Here is a 13,049-nt window from a genome sequence, read left to right on the forward strand (position 1 = left end):
CGGTCGGTACCCGGCAGCGGCCCCACGGGCAGCGTGGCACGAGGGCCGCGAGCCCGCACGCCTACGCTTCTGTCGCCCCGCCGCGGCGGCGGGACGGGAGGAGGCACACCGGTGACCGACCAGCGGGCCGATGCCCCTCCCGTGCCGTTCGTGCCGACCACCCGGCCGCGGCCGGCCGGGGCGCCACGGCCCGCGACGGCGCGGGCGGCGGGCGTCGACGCGATCGTCGACTGCGCCGTCTACGTGCAGGGACGCCGGGAGCCGCCGGTGGACCCGATGGCGGCGCTGGAGGCCGCCGTCGAGCGGGACGGCTTCGTCTGGCTGGGGCTGTTCGAGCCGACCGAGGCCGAGCTCGGCGCGATCGCCGAGCGCTACGGGTTGCACCCGCTCGCCGTCGAGGACGCCGTCTACGCCCACCAGCGGCCCAAGCTCGAGCGCTACGACGACGACCTGTTCATGGTGCTCAAGACGGCGCGGTACGTGGAGCACGAGCAGCTGACCGCGACCAGCGAGGTGGTCGACACCGGCGAGGTCATGGTGTTCCTCGGCCCGCGCCACGTGATCACCGTGCGGCACGGCGACCACAACGACCTGACCGAGCTGCGGCAGCGGCTGGAGGAGCAGCGCGACCTGCTCTGCCTGGGCCCGTCGGCGGTGCTGTACGCGGTGGCCGACCACGTCGTCGACACGTTCGTCGACGTCGCCGAGCAGGTGCAGGACGACGTCGACGAGCTCGAGGCGTCGGTGTTCAGCCCCGAGCGCACCGACGACATCGGCCGGCTGTACCAGCTCAAGCGCGAGCTGATGTCGCTGCGGCGGGCGGTGGGTCCGCTGGAGGTGCCGCTGCAGAAGCTGGCCGAGCGGCAGGTCGACTCGGTCCCGGAGCCGATGCGGTCCTACTTCCGCGACGTCCTCGACCACGCGATCCGGGTGCGCGACCAGGTGGGCTCCCTGGACGAGCTGCTGTCGTCGATCCTGCAGGCCTCGCTCGCGCGCACCTCGATGGCCGACAACGAGGACATGCGCAGGATCTCGGCGTGGGCGGCCATCGTGGCTGTGCCGACCGCGATCGCCGGGATCTACGGGATGAACTTCGAGCACATGCCCGAGCTCCAGTGGCGCTGGGGCTACGCGATGGTCTGGCTGCTCATCCTCGTGACCTGCTCCCTGCTCTACCGCGGCTTCAAGCGCAACGGCTGGCTGTGACACCCGTGCCCGCGCTGTGTGCACACGGAGCGGGCACGACCGCGCCGGGAGCGCGTCGGGTGCACGTCCTGCTCACCGCCGCAGCGCCGCCCGGATCGTCGCGAGCAGCCGGACGGGGTCCCGCAGGTGTCGGCCGCGGTCACGAAGACGACGGTCCACCCCGCTGCCTGCAGGGCGTTGAGCCGCCGCCGGTCGCGGGCGAACTGCCCGGGCTCGGCGTGCCACGCGCCGTCGTACTCGACCGCGACCCGCAGGACCGGCCGGGCGAGGTCGACCCGGGCCACGAAGGACCCCTCGTGCCGGACGACGTACTGCGCGACCGGCGCGGGGAGCCCGCCGTCGACGACCAGGAGCCGCAGCCGGGTCTCCTGCGGTGACTCGGCGAGGCCGTCCGCCCGGGCGCAGGCCCGCCGGACGCGCCCGGACGCCTCACCGGGCACCCCGCCCGGGCCCTCAGCGCCTCGAGGTCCACGACGCCCGCCGCGACCATCCGGTCGACGGCGACGACCGCTTCACCCGGCTCGAGCAGGGCGGCCACGCGGAGGGCCGCCGCCACGGCCGACTGCACGCGCACGCCGTGCACCAGACGGACGTCACCGGCCGACAGGGTCAGCCGTCGCACCCGGATCCCCGGGACGCGGCGCGGGTGGGATCCCGGTGGCAGGACGAGTTCGACGTCGTCGTGCTCGCCGGCGAGGTCCACACCCCACAGGACCGCGGCGCTCGGCCCCGACACGACCGCACCGGGGAGCAGGAGCCGCGCCGCCGCCCGCGCGCGGTCGCGGAGGGCGTCGGGGAGAGTCGTGGACACGCCTGGACGCTGACCGGGCCCGCCGCCGGGGCGTCCGACGACGTCCACAGACGGCGGTTCGTACACACAGCGCGCCGCGGCCTCAGGACTTGGCGGCGACGACGGCGTCGTAGACGGTGCGGCGGGGCAGGCCGGTGCGGGTGACGACGGCGCGGATGGCGTCCTTGCGGGTGGCGCCCGCGGCCTCCTCCCCCGCCACCAGCGCGGCCAGCTCGGCGGCCGACAGCGACACCGGCTCCGGCGTGGCCCCCGCGACGACGAGGGTGATCTCCCCGCGCACGCCGTCGGCCGCCCACGAGGCCAGCGAGGACAGCGGCCCGCGCCGGACCTCCTCGTGCGTCTTGGTCAGCTCCCGGCACACGGCGGCCTCCCGGGAGTCCCCGAACGCGGCCGCGCAGTCGGTCAGCGCCTCGGCCAGCCGGTGCGGCGACTCGAAGAAGACCATCGTGCGGCGCTCGTCGGCGAGCGCGGCCAGCCGGGACCGCCGCTCCCCCGCCTTGCGCGGCAGGAACCCCTCGAAGCAGAACCGGTCGACGGGCAGCCCCGAGACCGCCAGCGCCGTCGTCACCGCGGACGGCCCGGGCACCGAGGTGACCTCGACGCCGGCCTCGATCGCCGCCCGCACCAGCGTGTACCCGGGGTCGGAGACCGAGGGCATGCCGGCGTCGGTGAGCAGCAGGACCGTCGCGCCGTCGGTGAGCGCCGCCATCAGCCCGGGCAGCCGCGCCCGCTCGACCGACTCGTGGAAGGTGACCACCCGCCCGGTGAGCGTGACCTCCAGGTCGGTGGCCAGCCGGTGCAGCCGGCGGGTGTCCTCGACGGCGAGCACGTCGGCCTCGGCCATGACGCGCCGCAGCCGCGGGCCGACGTCGCCGGGCTGGCCGAGGGGCGCACCACCGAGCACGAGCCGTCCGGTCACGACGACGAGCCTGTCACGCCGGGGGGCACGGTCCTCCCACATACCCTGAGGCGCATGGCGGTCCTGGCTCCCGAGCGCACGGGCGCCGGGGACCCGCCGGACGACGTCCCCGCCCGTCCCCCGCGCCGCTGGCCGGTGCCCCGGCCGCGGGTGGACCGCATCCCGCCGCTGCCCGGCGACCGGCTGCTGTCGTGGGTCCTGGCCGCGGTGCTCGGCGTCGCCACGCTGGCCGGCCGGCTGGTGGGCATCAGCTACCCCGACACGCTGCTGTTCGACGAGGCCTACTACCCGCCCGAGGCGCACGACCTGCTGGTCTGGGGCCACGAGTACAACCGCGGCTACACGTTCATCGTCCACCCGCCGCTGGGAAAGTGGCTGATCGCCGCCGGCGAGCAGGTGTTCGGCTACACGAGCCTGGGCTGGCGGTTCCCCTCGGCGGTGGCCGGCGCGCTCGCCGTCGTCCTGCTCACCCGGCTGGCCCGGCGGCTGACCGGGTCCACGCTGCTCGGCCTCGTCGCGGGGCTGCTGCTGGCGCTCGACGGCTTCGCCTTCACCGTCTCCCGCATCGGCCTGCTCGACGTCTTCCTGCAGGTGTTCGTGCTGGCCGCCGTCGCCTGCCTGGTCGTCGACCGCGACCGGGTGCGCGCCCGGGTCGCGGGCTCCCGGCCGGTCCCCGCCACCGGGTTCCGCCTCGGCCCGCGGGGCTGGCGGATCGCCGCCGGCCTCCTGTTCGGCTGCGCCTGCTCGGTGAAGTGGAGCGGCATCTGGTTCCTCGCGTCCTGCGCGGTGCTGTCGCTGTGGTGGGACCGGCAGGCGTGGCGGGAGGCCGGGGTCCCGAGGCCGACGGCGACGGCGCTGCGCCGCGGACTGCCCGGCGCCACCTGGGCGCTGGCCGCCGTCCCGGTGCTCACCTACGTCGCCAGCTTCGCCGGGTGGTTCCTCGGCGAGACGGCACAGGGGCGCTGGTGGGCGCAGCGCAACCCGGAGACGGCGTTCCCGTGGGTCCCCGACGCGCTGCGCTCGTTCTGGCACATGCACGCCGAGTGGTGGACCTTCCACAACGGCCTGTCCACGCCGCACCCCTGGGAGTCGGGGCCGTGGACGTGGCTGGTGAACGGCCGGCCGATCCTGCTGTGGAACCCGCAGGGCCTCACCGACGCCGCGGGCGACCAGATGGTCCGCTACATCCTCATGGTCGGGACGCCGACGCTGTGGCTGGCGTTCGCGCCCGCGCTGGCCTGGACCGCCTGGCGGGTCGTCGCCCGCCGCGACCCGGCCGCGCTGCTGGTCGCCGTCACGGTCGCCGCCGGCTGGGGCACCTGGTTCCTCAACCCCGAGCGCACGATGTTCGTCTTCTACATGGCGCCGGTGCTGCCGTTCTTCGTGCTGGCCGTGACCCTGGTGCTGCAAGACGTCCTCGGCCGCCCGGACGCTCCCCCGTGGCGGCGCAGCACCGGCCTGGCGGCGGTCAGCGGCTACGTCGCCCTGGTGGCCGGCACCTTCGCCTTCTTCTACCCGGTGCTCGCCGGGCGCCCGCTGTCGCACGCCGACTGGCTGCTGCGCATGTGGTTCCCGTCCTGGTTCTGAGGAGCCCGCGGCACGACAGATAGTTGGGCCGTACAACTGAGTACGTGAGCGATCGGACCGTCGACGACCGGCTCGCCGACGTCGTCCTGCGGCCGGGCGTCCTCACCGACCCCGAGGACGGCCCGTCCCGCACCGCCGCGGCGACGCTGTCGCGCCTGGGACGCCAGGGCCCCACCCGGGTCACCGAGCTCGCCGCCGCCGAGGGTGTCCCCCAGCCCTCGATGAGCGCCCTCGCCGCGTGCCTGGCCGCGCAGGGCCTGCTCCGCCGCGGCGGCGACCCCGCCGACGCCCGGGTCGTCCTGCTCGACCTCACCGCCGAGGGTGCCGACCGCCTGGCGCAGCGCCGCGCCCGGCGGGCCCGGCGCGTGGACGCCGCCCTGGCCGCCCTCTCCCCCGACGAGGTCCGCCGCATCGCCGACGCGCTGCCGGCCCTCGACCCCTCGCCGGCGCGCTGCGCCGGCACGACCCCACCCCGGAGGTGACCCAGCCAGCTCCGCCGCCGGGACCAGCACGTGGAAGCAGCCGAAGGCGGTCTACGCCGTCGCCTTCGCCTGCGTCGTGAGCTTCACGGGCATCGGCCTCGATGCTGGGCTACGCGCCCTACCCCGATGGAGCTCGGCGCGATCCAGCTCGGCTGGGTGTTCTTCGGCTGGGGCCTGCTGGTCGCCCTGTTCTCCATGGTGGCCGCGCCACGGCTGCAGGCCCGCTTCGGCACCGCCCCCTCGCTCTACGGCGCGCTGGGCACCTTCGCCGTCCTGCTGCTCCTCATCGGCCTGTTCACCGACGTCCGCTCCGCGCTGATCACCTGCGTGGTCGCCTCGGGCGCGGTCGTCGGCATCGACAACACGCTCACCACCCAGGCGGTCATGCTCGTCTCGCCGGTGGAGCGCCCGGTCGCCTCGGCCGCCTACGGGTTCGTCCGGTTCATCGGAGGCGGGCTGGCGCCGTTCGTCGCCGGGCAGATGGTCGACGCCTGGGGCATCCACGTGCCGTTCGTCGTCGGCGCGGCCGCGGTCGCCCTCGGTGTCGGCGCCCTGGCCACCGGCCACCGGATGCGTGCCGCCGCCGACGCCGGCCCGGGCGGGGACGCGCACGGCCGGGCCGACGACGTCGCCGGTGAGGTGGCCGACGAGTTCGGCGGCGCCCCGGCCGCGATCGACGACGAGGCCGCCGCGGAGCGCGCCCGCGCCTGACCCGCTCAGCGGGTCCAGCGGTACTCCTGGCCGTCGCGCAGCTGCACGGGCGACGGCGGGCCGGGCGCGGGTGCCCCGGCGGGCAGCGCCGGCACCCGCGGGCGGCCGCGGGTCACCGTCCCGTCGCCGGCCGTCCAGTGCAGGTACGGGTGCGGCAACAGCCGCAGGCGCCCGTGGTCCCGGCCGGCCACGGCCGCCGCACCGCGGCGACGGCGTCCTCCCCGGCCACGGTGGTGACCGCAGGGCCGCCGCCCGTTGACACGTGCAGGTATATACCTGCACGATCGGGACGTGCAGCCCGGAGGCGAGGACGCCGTCTTCAAGGCGCTGGCCGACCGCACCCGGCGACTCCTGCTGGACCGCCTGCGGGAGCGCGACGGGCAGACGCTCGGCGAGCTGTGCGCCGGCACCGGCATGGCCCGCCAGTCGGCCACGCAGCACCTCGACGTCCTCGTCGCTGCGGGGCTGGTCACCGCCGTCCGGCGCGGCCGCGAGCGGCTGCACTTCCTGAACCCGGTCCCGATCGCCGAGATCGAGCGGCGGTGGATCGCGGCGTTCGACCGGCCGCGCCTGCAGGCGCTGTCCGCCATCCGCACCGCAGCAGAGGAGCACGCCATGAGCGAGCGGGTCCCGACCTACGTCTACGTCACGTACGTCCGCGCCTCGGCCGCGCAGGTCTGGCACGCCCTGACCGACGCCGACCTCACGGCCCGCTACTGGGGCCACGCGAACGTCTCGGACTGGCGGCCCGGCTCGCGCTGGGAGCACCGGCGCACCGACGGCTCGGGGATCGCCGACGCCGGCGGGAAGGTGCTCGAGACCGACCCGCCGCGGCGCCTGGTGGTCACCTTCGGGGAGGCCGACGGCGAGGAGCCCCCGGGCGGGGACTCGGTGGTGACGTTCCTCGTCGAGGAGCACGGCGGCATCGTCCGGCTGACCGTGCGGCACGAGAACCTGGCCGGCGAGACCGAGCTGGGCCAGGTGTCGCAGGGCTGGCCGGCCGTGTGCGCCAACCTCAAGTCGCTGCTGGAGACCGGCGAGGTGCTGCCCGAGGCGCCGTGGGAGATGGCGCCGACGCCCGCCTGACCGCCGTCCGGGTCCCGGAACGGCGGACGCCGCCGGGGCGGGTGCCCCGACGGCGTCGGCGGTGGTGCGGTCTGGGTGGAGCTGAGGGGATTTGAACCCCTGACCCCCTCGATGCGAACGAGGTGCGCTACCGGACTGCGCTACAGCCCCTGACTGCGGGCCCAAGACTACCGCCCGCGATCCCGGGCGCCACCAGCGGGGTGGCACCCGGGGTCGAACGGCCTCCCTGCAGGATCCCGCCGCTGGGCCCGTCCCGGGTCCCACCCTGAGCCTGCGAAGGGTGGGGAGGACGGGGTCCTTCCACGGTGGGGGGCAGGGAGGCTCTTCGTCTAGCCGTTGACCACGCGCGGCTGGTACAGGTCGATGTCGGCGAAACCGATGTCGTCGTCGTCCAGGCCGACGACGGCGCTGTCCTGCCAGCCGGCCGGCACCGGGCGGGCGGCCACCACGCGGGCCGGGCGCAGCGGGTGCACCGGCGCCAGCGGCAGGCTCGGGTGCGGCAGGCCGACGGTCGGGTGCACCGGCTCGTCGTCCGCCACCACCGGCTCGGCGACCAGCGGCTCGGCCACGCGGGGCGCCGGCCGCGGCGCGGGCCGGGCGGCCGGGCGCGCGGTCGAGCGGGCGGCGGCGCGGGCGGCCCGGCGGGCGGCGGCCCGCTCCCGGCGCACGGCGGCGCGCAGCACCACCAGGTAGCCGACCAGCGCGACGTCGAGCAGCCCCTGGGCCACCCACAGCCACGGGGTGAGGGTCAGCGCGCCGGCCAGCGCCAGCAGCGTCAGCGCCAGCAGCCCGGCCAGCGTGCGCCGCCGGACGGCGTGCACGTCGATCCGCAGCTCGCCGGTCTGGCGCAGCAGGTCGCGGTCCACCGACACCCGCTCGGTCTCCGCCGCGCGGACCGGGTCGCCCACGCGCCGGCGCTGCAGCGTCCGGCCCCGGGTGACCTCCGCGCGGGTCGACGAGGAGTCGCCGCGGGTCACCACCATCGGCACCAGCACGACGAACCACAGCACGACCAGCGCGGCGAGAAGCACGCCTGACCCCATCGAGAACACCACCCGTCACACGAGTCACTTGCCGCGGCAGGTTATGCACGCGAATCCCCAGGTCGAGGGATGTTCCTGGGCGTGTCGCGCGACGAGTCGTGAGACGGATGTGGTTTGCCAAGCGGCGTGTCGACACGTAGTCGACTGCTCACGAAGCGTGAACGTGATAGAGACGTGTCAGCGGGGCGCGCGGGTGGCCCAGAGCCCGAGCACGCCCTGCGGGACGTCCTCGGCCAGCAGGGCGTAGGCGATGTGGTCGCGCCAGTCGCCGTCGATGTCGAGGTACCGGCGCAGCAGCCCCTCGCGGCGGAACCCGAGCCGCTCGACCAGCCGCTGGCTCGGCCCGTTCTCCGGGCGGATGTCGGCCTGCAGCCGGTGCAGCCCGCCGGGGCCGAACGCGTGGTCGCACACCAGCGCCACCGCGAGCGAGGCCATCCCCCGCCCGGCCACCTCCCGGTCGATCCAGTAGCCCAGCGACCCCGACCGCAGCGCGCCGCGGACGACGTTGTCCACGGTGACCTGCCCGGCCAGCCGCCCGTCCACCCGGACGGCGAAGGGCAGCGCGGTCCCGGCCCGGGCGCGGCGGGCGACCGAGCGGCGCATCGCGCGGTAGGCCGCCGGCGTGTGCCGCACCGACCAGGCCACCCCGGCCGAGGGCTCCCACGGCCGCAGCCAGGACTCGTTGGCCAGTCGCAGCCGGCTCCACTCGCCGGCGTCGCCGCGGCGGAGCGGGTGGAGTTCGACCGGGCCGTGCGCCAGGTGGGCGGGCCAGCCCGGGTGCTGCGCCGGGTCCAGCTCAGCCCCCCAGCAGCAGGGGCATGACCGTCACGAGCCCGCCCTCGGCGACCTCGGTGACGTCCTCGTCCACGACGATCAGGCAGTTGGCCCGCGCCATGCGGGCGAGCATCGCCTCGTCGCCGTCGCCGAGCGGCTCGACGACGTAGCCGCCGTCGGGGTGGCGCATGACCTGGCCGTGCAGGTACTGCCGGTAGCCCAGCGGCGAGACCAGCCGCTCGGCCGAGATCGCCTGCACGGTGCGGCGGAACAGCTGCCGCTTGCCCAGCATCGAGCGGATCGCCGGGCGCACGAACACCTCGAAGGACACCAGCGCGGCGACCGGCTCGCCGGGTACGCAGATGACCGGGACCTCGTCCCGGCCCAGCCGGCCGAAGCCCTGCACCGGTCCCGGGTGCATCGTCACCTGACGGAAGCGCATGGGGCCCAGCTCCGCGAGGACCTCCTGCACCATGTCGCCCTCCTCGGCGAAGGTGCCGGCGACGAGCACCAGGTCGCTGCGCAGCAGCTGGCTCTCCAGCACCTCGGTCAGCCGGCGCCGGTCGGTGGGCAGGATCCCCCAGCGGTAGGCGGCCGCGCCGGCGTCGCGGGCGGCGGCGGCCAGGGCGTAGGTGTTGACGTCGACCACCTGGCCGGGCGCGGGCCGGGCGGTGATGTCGACCAGCTCGCTGCCGGCGGACAGGACGGCGACCCGCGGCCGGGGCCGGACCTGCACCCGGTCGCGCCCGACGGCGGCGAGCAGGCTGATCTGCGCCGGGCCGATCGGGGTGCCGGTGCGGACGGCGACGGTGCCGGGCGAGACGTCGTCGCCGGCCCGCCGGACGTAGCTGCCGGCCTCCGGCGCGCCGTGCACCTGCACCCGGACCAGCCCGCGGTCGGTCCACACCGCCGGGACGACGACGTCGGCGCCGGTGGGCAGCATCGCGCCGGCGGTCACCTTCTGCGCGAGCCCGGGCGCGAGCGCGGTCGGGCCGGCCGCGCCGGCGACGGTCTCCCCCACCACGGCCAGCTCCACCGGCTCGTCCGGGGTGGCCGCGGCGACGTCCTCGGCCCGGACGGCGTAGCCGTCGAGCGCGGCCTGGTCGAAGGCGGGCAGCGCGCGGGCGCTGACCACCTCCTCGGCGCACAGCAGGCCCTGGGCGTCGAGGACGGCGAGCTCGATCGGCTCCGGCTGCGGCACCGCGGCGAGGATCTCGTCCAGGTGCGTCTCGACGGTGCGCAGCGCCGGCGTCTCGGGCCCGGCGGCCGCCGCCGGGGGCGGCGGCGCCGGGGCGCGGTCGATCGCGGCGGTGGCGTGCACCGGCAGCCGCGGCGACGTCGGGGGGTCGAGGGTGGCCCCGCTGTGGAGGTCCAGCGCCGTGGTGTCCCGCGCCCCGGGCGTGCCGTTCTCGCTCATCGCTGCGATCGTCCCCCCTGCGGGGAGCGGGTCAGGCCTGCGACGCGCCCTCGGCGGGCAGGTCGGCGACGAACTCGGTCAGCCACGAGCGCAGCGCGGGGCCCAGGTCCTCGCGCTCGGCGGCCAGCCGGATGACCGCCTTGAGGTAGTCGAGCTTGTCGCCGGTGTCGTAGCGGCGGCCGTCGAAGACCACGCCGTGCAGCGGCTCGCCGCGCTCGACCAGCGTGGCCAGCGCGTCGGTCAACTGGATCTCCCCGCCGCGGCCGGGCGCGGTCTCGCGCAGCACCCCGAAGACCTCGGGCGCGAGCACGTACCGGCCGATGATCGCCAGGCTGCTCGGCGCCTCGTCGACCGGCGGCTTCTCCACCAGGCCGGTCACCGTCACCACGCCGTCGGACGAGCCGGGCTCGACCGCGACCGCGCCGTACTTGTCGATGTTCTCCCGGCCGACGTCGAGCAGGGCGATCACCGAGCCGCCGTGCTCGGCCTGGACGGCGAGCATCTGCTCGAGCAGGTGGTCGCGGGCGTCGATCAGGTCGTCGCCGAGCAGGACGGCGAACGGCTCGTCGCCGACGAAGGCCGCCGCCTGGAGCACCGCGTGGCCCAGGCCCCGGGCCTCGCCCTGCCGGACGAAGTGCACCTGGGCGACCTCGGTGGACTCGTGGACGGCGGCCAGCCGGCCGGCGTCGCCCTTCTTCTCCAGCGCGGTCTCGAGCTCGGGCGTGCGGTCGAAGAAGTCCTCGATCGCGGCCTTGTTCCGGCCGGTGACCATGAGCACCTCGCCGAGGCCGGCCCGGGCGGCCTCCTCGACGATGTACTGCAGCGCCGGCCGGTCGACGACCGGCAGCAGCTCCTTGGGCACGGCCTTGGTGGCGGGGAGGAACCTGGTCCCCATCCCCGCGACGGGGATGACGGCCTTGCGCGCCGGACGCGGCGTCGGGGTCGACATGGGGTGGGAGCCTATCCAGCCCGTCGTCCGCGCTCCCGGCCCCTCGAGGTGACCGCGCACTAGCCTCCCCGCGTGACCCCCGCGCAGGACGGCGAAGCGGCCAAGGCCGCGCTGCGCGAGGCGGTCCTCGCCCGCCGCCGGGCCCGCCCCCCGGCCGAGCGCGCCGCCGCGGCCGCCGCCGTCGCCGCGGCGCTCCTGCAGCGCCTGGCCGGGGTCCGGCTGCTGGCCGCCTTCGTGCCCGACGAGACCGAGCCCGGGCACGGGCGGCTGCCCGCGGTGCTCACCCAGCTCGGGACCCGGGTGCTCCTGCCGGTGGTCCCGGACAGCGGCGCCGAGCTGCGCTGGGCCGTCGACACGGGCCGGCTGGCGCCCGGCCGGTTCGGGCTGCTCGAACCGGTGGGCCCGCGGCTGGGGCCGACGGCGCTGGGGACGGCGGAGGTGGTCGTCGTCCCGGCCCTGGCGGTGGACCGCACCGGCGTGCGGCTGGGCCGGGGCGGGGGCTACTACGACCGCGCGCTGGACCACGTCCGCCCCGGCGCGGTGGTCGCGGCGCTGGTCTTCGACGACGACCTGGTCGACCGGCTGCCGGCGTTCGAGCACGACCGCCCGGTGACCGCCGTCGTCACCCCCTCCGGCGGCTGGCAGGAGATACCGGCCAGTAGGTGACACGGTGGGTCGACCCGTCAGCGCCGACGTCGAGGAGCCACCCGTGTCCCCGGAGATCGTCACGATCCTGGCGCTGGTCGCCATCTTCGCGATCGCCACCTTCCTGCCCATCAACATGGGGGCGCTGGCGTTCACCGCGGCCTTCCTGGTGGGCACGCTGTCGGTCGGCCTGACCACCGACGACATCCTCGCCGGCTTCCCGGCCGAGCTGGTCGTCACGCTGATCGGCGTCACGTACCTGTTCGCGATCGCGCAGAACAACGGCACGGTCGACCTGCTGGTGCGGGGGGCGGTGCGGCTGGTCGGCGGCTACGTGGCGGCGATCCCGTGGATCATGTTCGCGGTCACCGCGCTGCTCACCGCGATCGGCGCGCTGTCCCCCGCCGCGGTGGCGATCGTCGCGCCGATCGCGCTGGGCTTCGCCGCGCGCTACGACATCAACCCGCTGCTCATGGGGATGATGGTCGTCCACGGCGCGCAGGGCGGCGGGTTCTCGCCGATCAGCGTCTACGGCGTCACCGTCAACGAGATCGTCGACGCCGAGGGGCTGCCCGGAAGCCCGGGCGCGGTCTTCCTGGGCAGCCTGTTCTTCAACCTCGCCATCGGCGTGGTGCTGTTCCTCGTGCTCGGCGGGCGCCGGCTGCTCGGCCGGCGCGTGGCGGCCACGGTCCCCGCGCACGCCGAGCGCGCCGAGGAGCCGGTGGTCAGCGGGCACGGCGCTCCGCCTGGTCCCGCCGTCGGCCCCGACACCACCGGCGGTGGCGACGGTCCGGACGACGACGCGACCGCGCCGCAGCCGATCACCCTCGACCAGGTGCTCACGCTGGTCGGGCTGGCCGCCGTCGCGGTGCTGGCGCTGGTGTTCGACCTCGACATCGGCTTCGTGTCGATCACCGTGGCCACCGTGCTCGTGCTGTTCGCCGCCGCCCGGCACAAGAACGCGGTCAGCCAGATCAGCTGGTCGACGGTGCTGCTGATCGCCGGGGTGCTCAGCTACGTCTTCGTGCTGCAGGAGGCGGGCACGATCGACTACGTCGGCGAGGCGGTCATCGGCCTGGGCGCACCGCTGCTCGTCGCGCTGCTGCTCTGCTACATCGGAGGGGTGGTGTCGGCGTTCGCGTCGTCGACCGCGATCATCGGCGTCGCCATCGCACTGGCGGTGCCGTTCCTCCAGTCGGGGGACATCGGCGCCGTCGGGGTCGTGGTGGCGCTGTCCGTGTCGTCGACGATCGTCGACGTCAGCCCGTTCTCGACCAACGGCGCGCTGGTCCTGGCCAACGCGCAGGGGGTGGACCGGGACCGCTTCTACAAGCAGATGCTGGCCTACGCCGGGATCGTCGTGGCCGCCGGGCCGTTCCTCGCCTGGCTGGTCTTCGTGGTCCCCGGCTGGCTGTAGAC

General features: G+C 75.7%; 14 protein-coding genes and 1 tRNA gene. 7 read left to right on the top strand and 8 right to left on the bottom strand.

Features of this window, described 5'->3' with window-relative positions; translation table 11 throughout:
• Window positions 1–111: 111 nt before the first annotated feature.
• The gene (corA, locus tag ACI798_RS15835) at window positions 112–1,206 is read left to right on the top strand and encodes a magnesium/cobalt transporter CorA (protein WP_457048359.1); all 1,095 of its coding nucleotides are present in this window, start codon (window positions 112–114) and stop codon (window positions 1,204–1,206) included.
• On the opposite strand, the gene ACI798_RS15840 is transcribed toward corA, so the two are convergent.
• Entirely contained in the window at window positions 1,173–1,646 is a 474-nt protein-coding gene (locus ACI798_RS15840) for an endonuclease domain-containing protein (RefSeq protein WP_457048360.1), read from the bottom strand. The two genes, corA and ACI798_RS15840, sit on opposite strands and share 34 nt — an antisense overlap.
• Before the next feature lie 453 nt (window positions 1,647–2,099).
• Window positions 2,100–2,936 (bottom strand): 16S rRNA (cytidine(1402)-2'-O)-methyltransferase, encoded by an 837-nt coding sequence (gene rsmI, locus ACI798_RS15845; protein WP_456941751.1) that lies wholly within the window; start codon window positions 2,934–2,936, stop codon window positions 2,100–2,102.
• Window positions 2,937–2,990: 54 nt separating this feature from the next.
• Between rsmI and ACI798_RS15850 the strand changes: the two genes are divergently transcribed.
• From ACI798_RS15850 to ACI798_RS15860, 3 genes are all read left to right on the top strand, one after another.
• The gene (locus ACI798_RS15850) at window positions 2,991–4,523 is read left to right on the top strand and encodes a dolichyl-phosphate-mannose--protein mannosyltransferase (protein ID WP_457048361.1); all 1,533 of its coding nucleotides are present in this window, start codon (window positions 2,991–2,993) and stop codon (window positions 4,521–4,523) included.
• 44 nt (window positions 4,524–4,567) lie between these two features.
• Complete coding sequence (locus tag ACI798_RS15855; protein ID WP_457048362.1) at window positions 4,568–5,005, top strand: MarR family winged helix-turn-helix transcriptional regulator; 438 nt, start codon at window positions 4,568–4,570, stop codon at window positions 5,003–5,005.
• 126 nt (window positions 5,006–5,131) lie between these two features.
• Window positions 5,132–5,716, top strand: coding sequence for an MFS transporter (locus ACI798_RS15860; protein WP_457048363.1), 585 nt, complete (start codon window positions 5,132–5,134; stop codon window positions 5,714–5,716).
• 5 nt (window positions 5,717–5,721) lie between these two features.
• On the opposite strand, the gene ACI798_RS15865 is transcribed toward ACI798_RS15860, so the two are convergent.
• Window positions 5,722–5,907, bottom strand: coding sequence for a hypothetical protein (locus ACI798_RS15865; RefSeq protein WP_457048364.1), 186 nt, complete (start codon window positions 5,905–5,907; stop codon window positions 5,722–5,724).
• Window positions 5,908–6,007: 100 nt separating this feature from the next.
• Here ACI798_RS15865 and ACI798_RS15870 point away from each other — a divergent pair, with 100 nt between their 5' ends.
• Window positions 6,008–6,802 carry an ArsR/SmtB family transcription factor gene (locus tag ACI798_RS15870; RefSeq protein ID WP_457048365.1) on the top strand — a complete coding sequence of 265 codons (795 nt, stop codon included), beginning with the start codon at window positions 6,008–6,010 and terminating at the stop codon, window positions 6,800–6,802.
• Between the two features lie 76 nt (window positions 6,803–6,878).
• On the opposite strand, the gene ACI798_RS15875 is transcribed toward ACI798_RS15870, so the two are convergent.
• The 5 genes from ACI798_RS15875 to galU form a co-directional block, all read right to left on the bottom strand.
• A tRNA-Ala gene (locus ACI798_RS15875) sits at window positions 6,879–6,952 on the bottom strand.
• A gap of 179 nt (window positions 6,953–7,131) precedes the next feature.
• Window positions 7,132–7,833 carry a divisome protein SepX/GlpR gene (sepX, locus tag ACI798_RS15880; RefSeq protein ID WP_456941757.1) on the bottom strand — a complete coding sequence of 234 codons (702 nt, stop codon included), beginning with the start codon at window positions 7,831–7,833 and terminating at the stop codon, window positions 7,132–7,134.
• A gap of 189 nt (window positions 7,834–8,022) precedes the next feature.
• Window positions 8,023–8,640, bottom strand: a complete 618-nt coding sequence (locus ACI798_RS15885; protein WP_456941842.1) for a GNAT family N-acetyltransferase — start codon at window positions 8,638–8,640, stop codon at window positions 8,023–8,025.
• Window position 8,641: 1 nt separating this feature from the next.
• On the bottom strand, window positions 8,642–10,036 hold the full coding sequence (gene glp, locus ACI798_RS15890) for a molybdotransferase-like divisome protein Glp (RefSeq protein WP_456941758.1): 1,395 nt from the start codon (window positions 10,034–10,036) through the stop codon (window positions 8,642–8,644).
• A 31-nt stretch (window positions 10,037–10,067) separates the two neighbouring features.
• Complete coding sequence (gene galU, locus ACI798_RS15895; protein WP_457048366.1) at window positions 10,068–10,985, bottom strand: UTP--glucose-1-phosphate uridylyltransferase GalU; 918 nt, start codon at window positions 10,983–10,985, stop codon at window positions 10,068–10,070.
• A gap of 72 nt (window positions 10,986–11,057) precedes the next feature.
• Here galU and ACI798_RS15900 point away from each other — a divergent pair, with 72 nt between their 5' ends.
• Together ACI798_RS15900 and ACI798_RS15905 are read left to right on the top strand one after the other, a co-directional pair.
• Complete coding sequence (locus ACI798_RS15900) at window positions 11,058–11,651, top strand: 5-formyltetrahydrofolate cyclo-ligase (RefSeq protein ID WP_456941760.1); 594 nt, start codon at window positions 11,058–11,060, stop codon at window positions 11,649–11,651.
• Between the two features lie 4 nt (window positions 11,652–11,655).
• Window positions 11,656–13,047, top strand: coding sequence for an SLC13 family permease (locus ACI798_RS15905; protein WP_457048367.1), 1,392 nt, complete (start codon window positions 11,656–11,658; stop codon window positions 13,045–13,047).
• Window positions 13,048–13,049 lie beyond the last annotated feature (2 nt).

The sequence above is a fragment of the Geodermatophilus sp. SYSU D01045 genome (assembly GCF_054050295.1).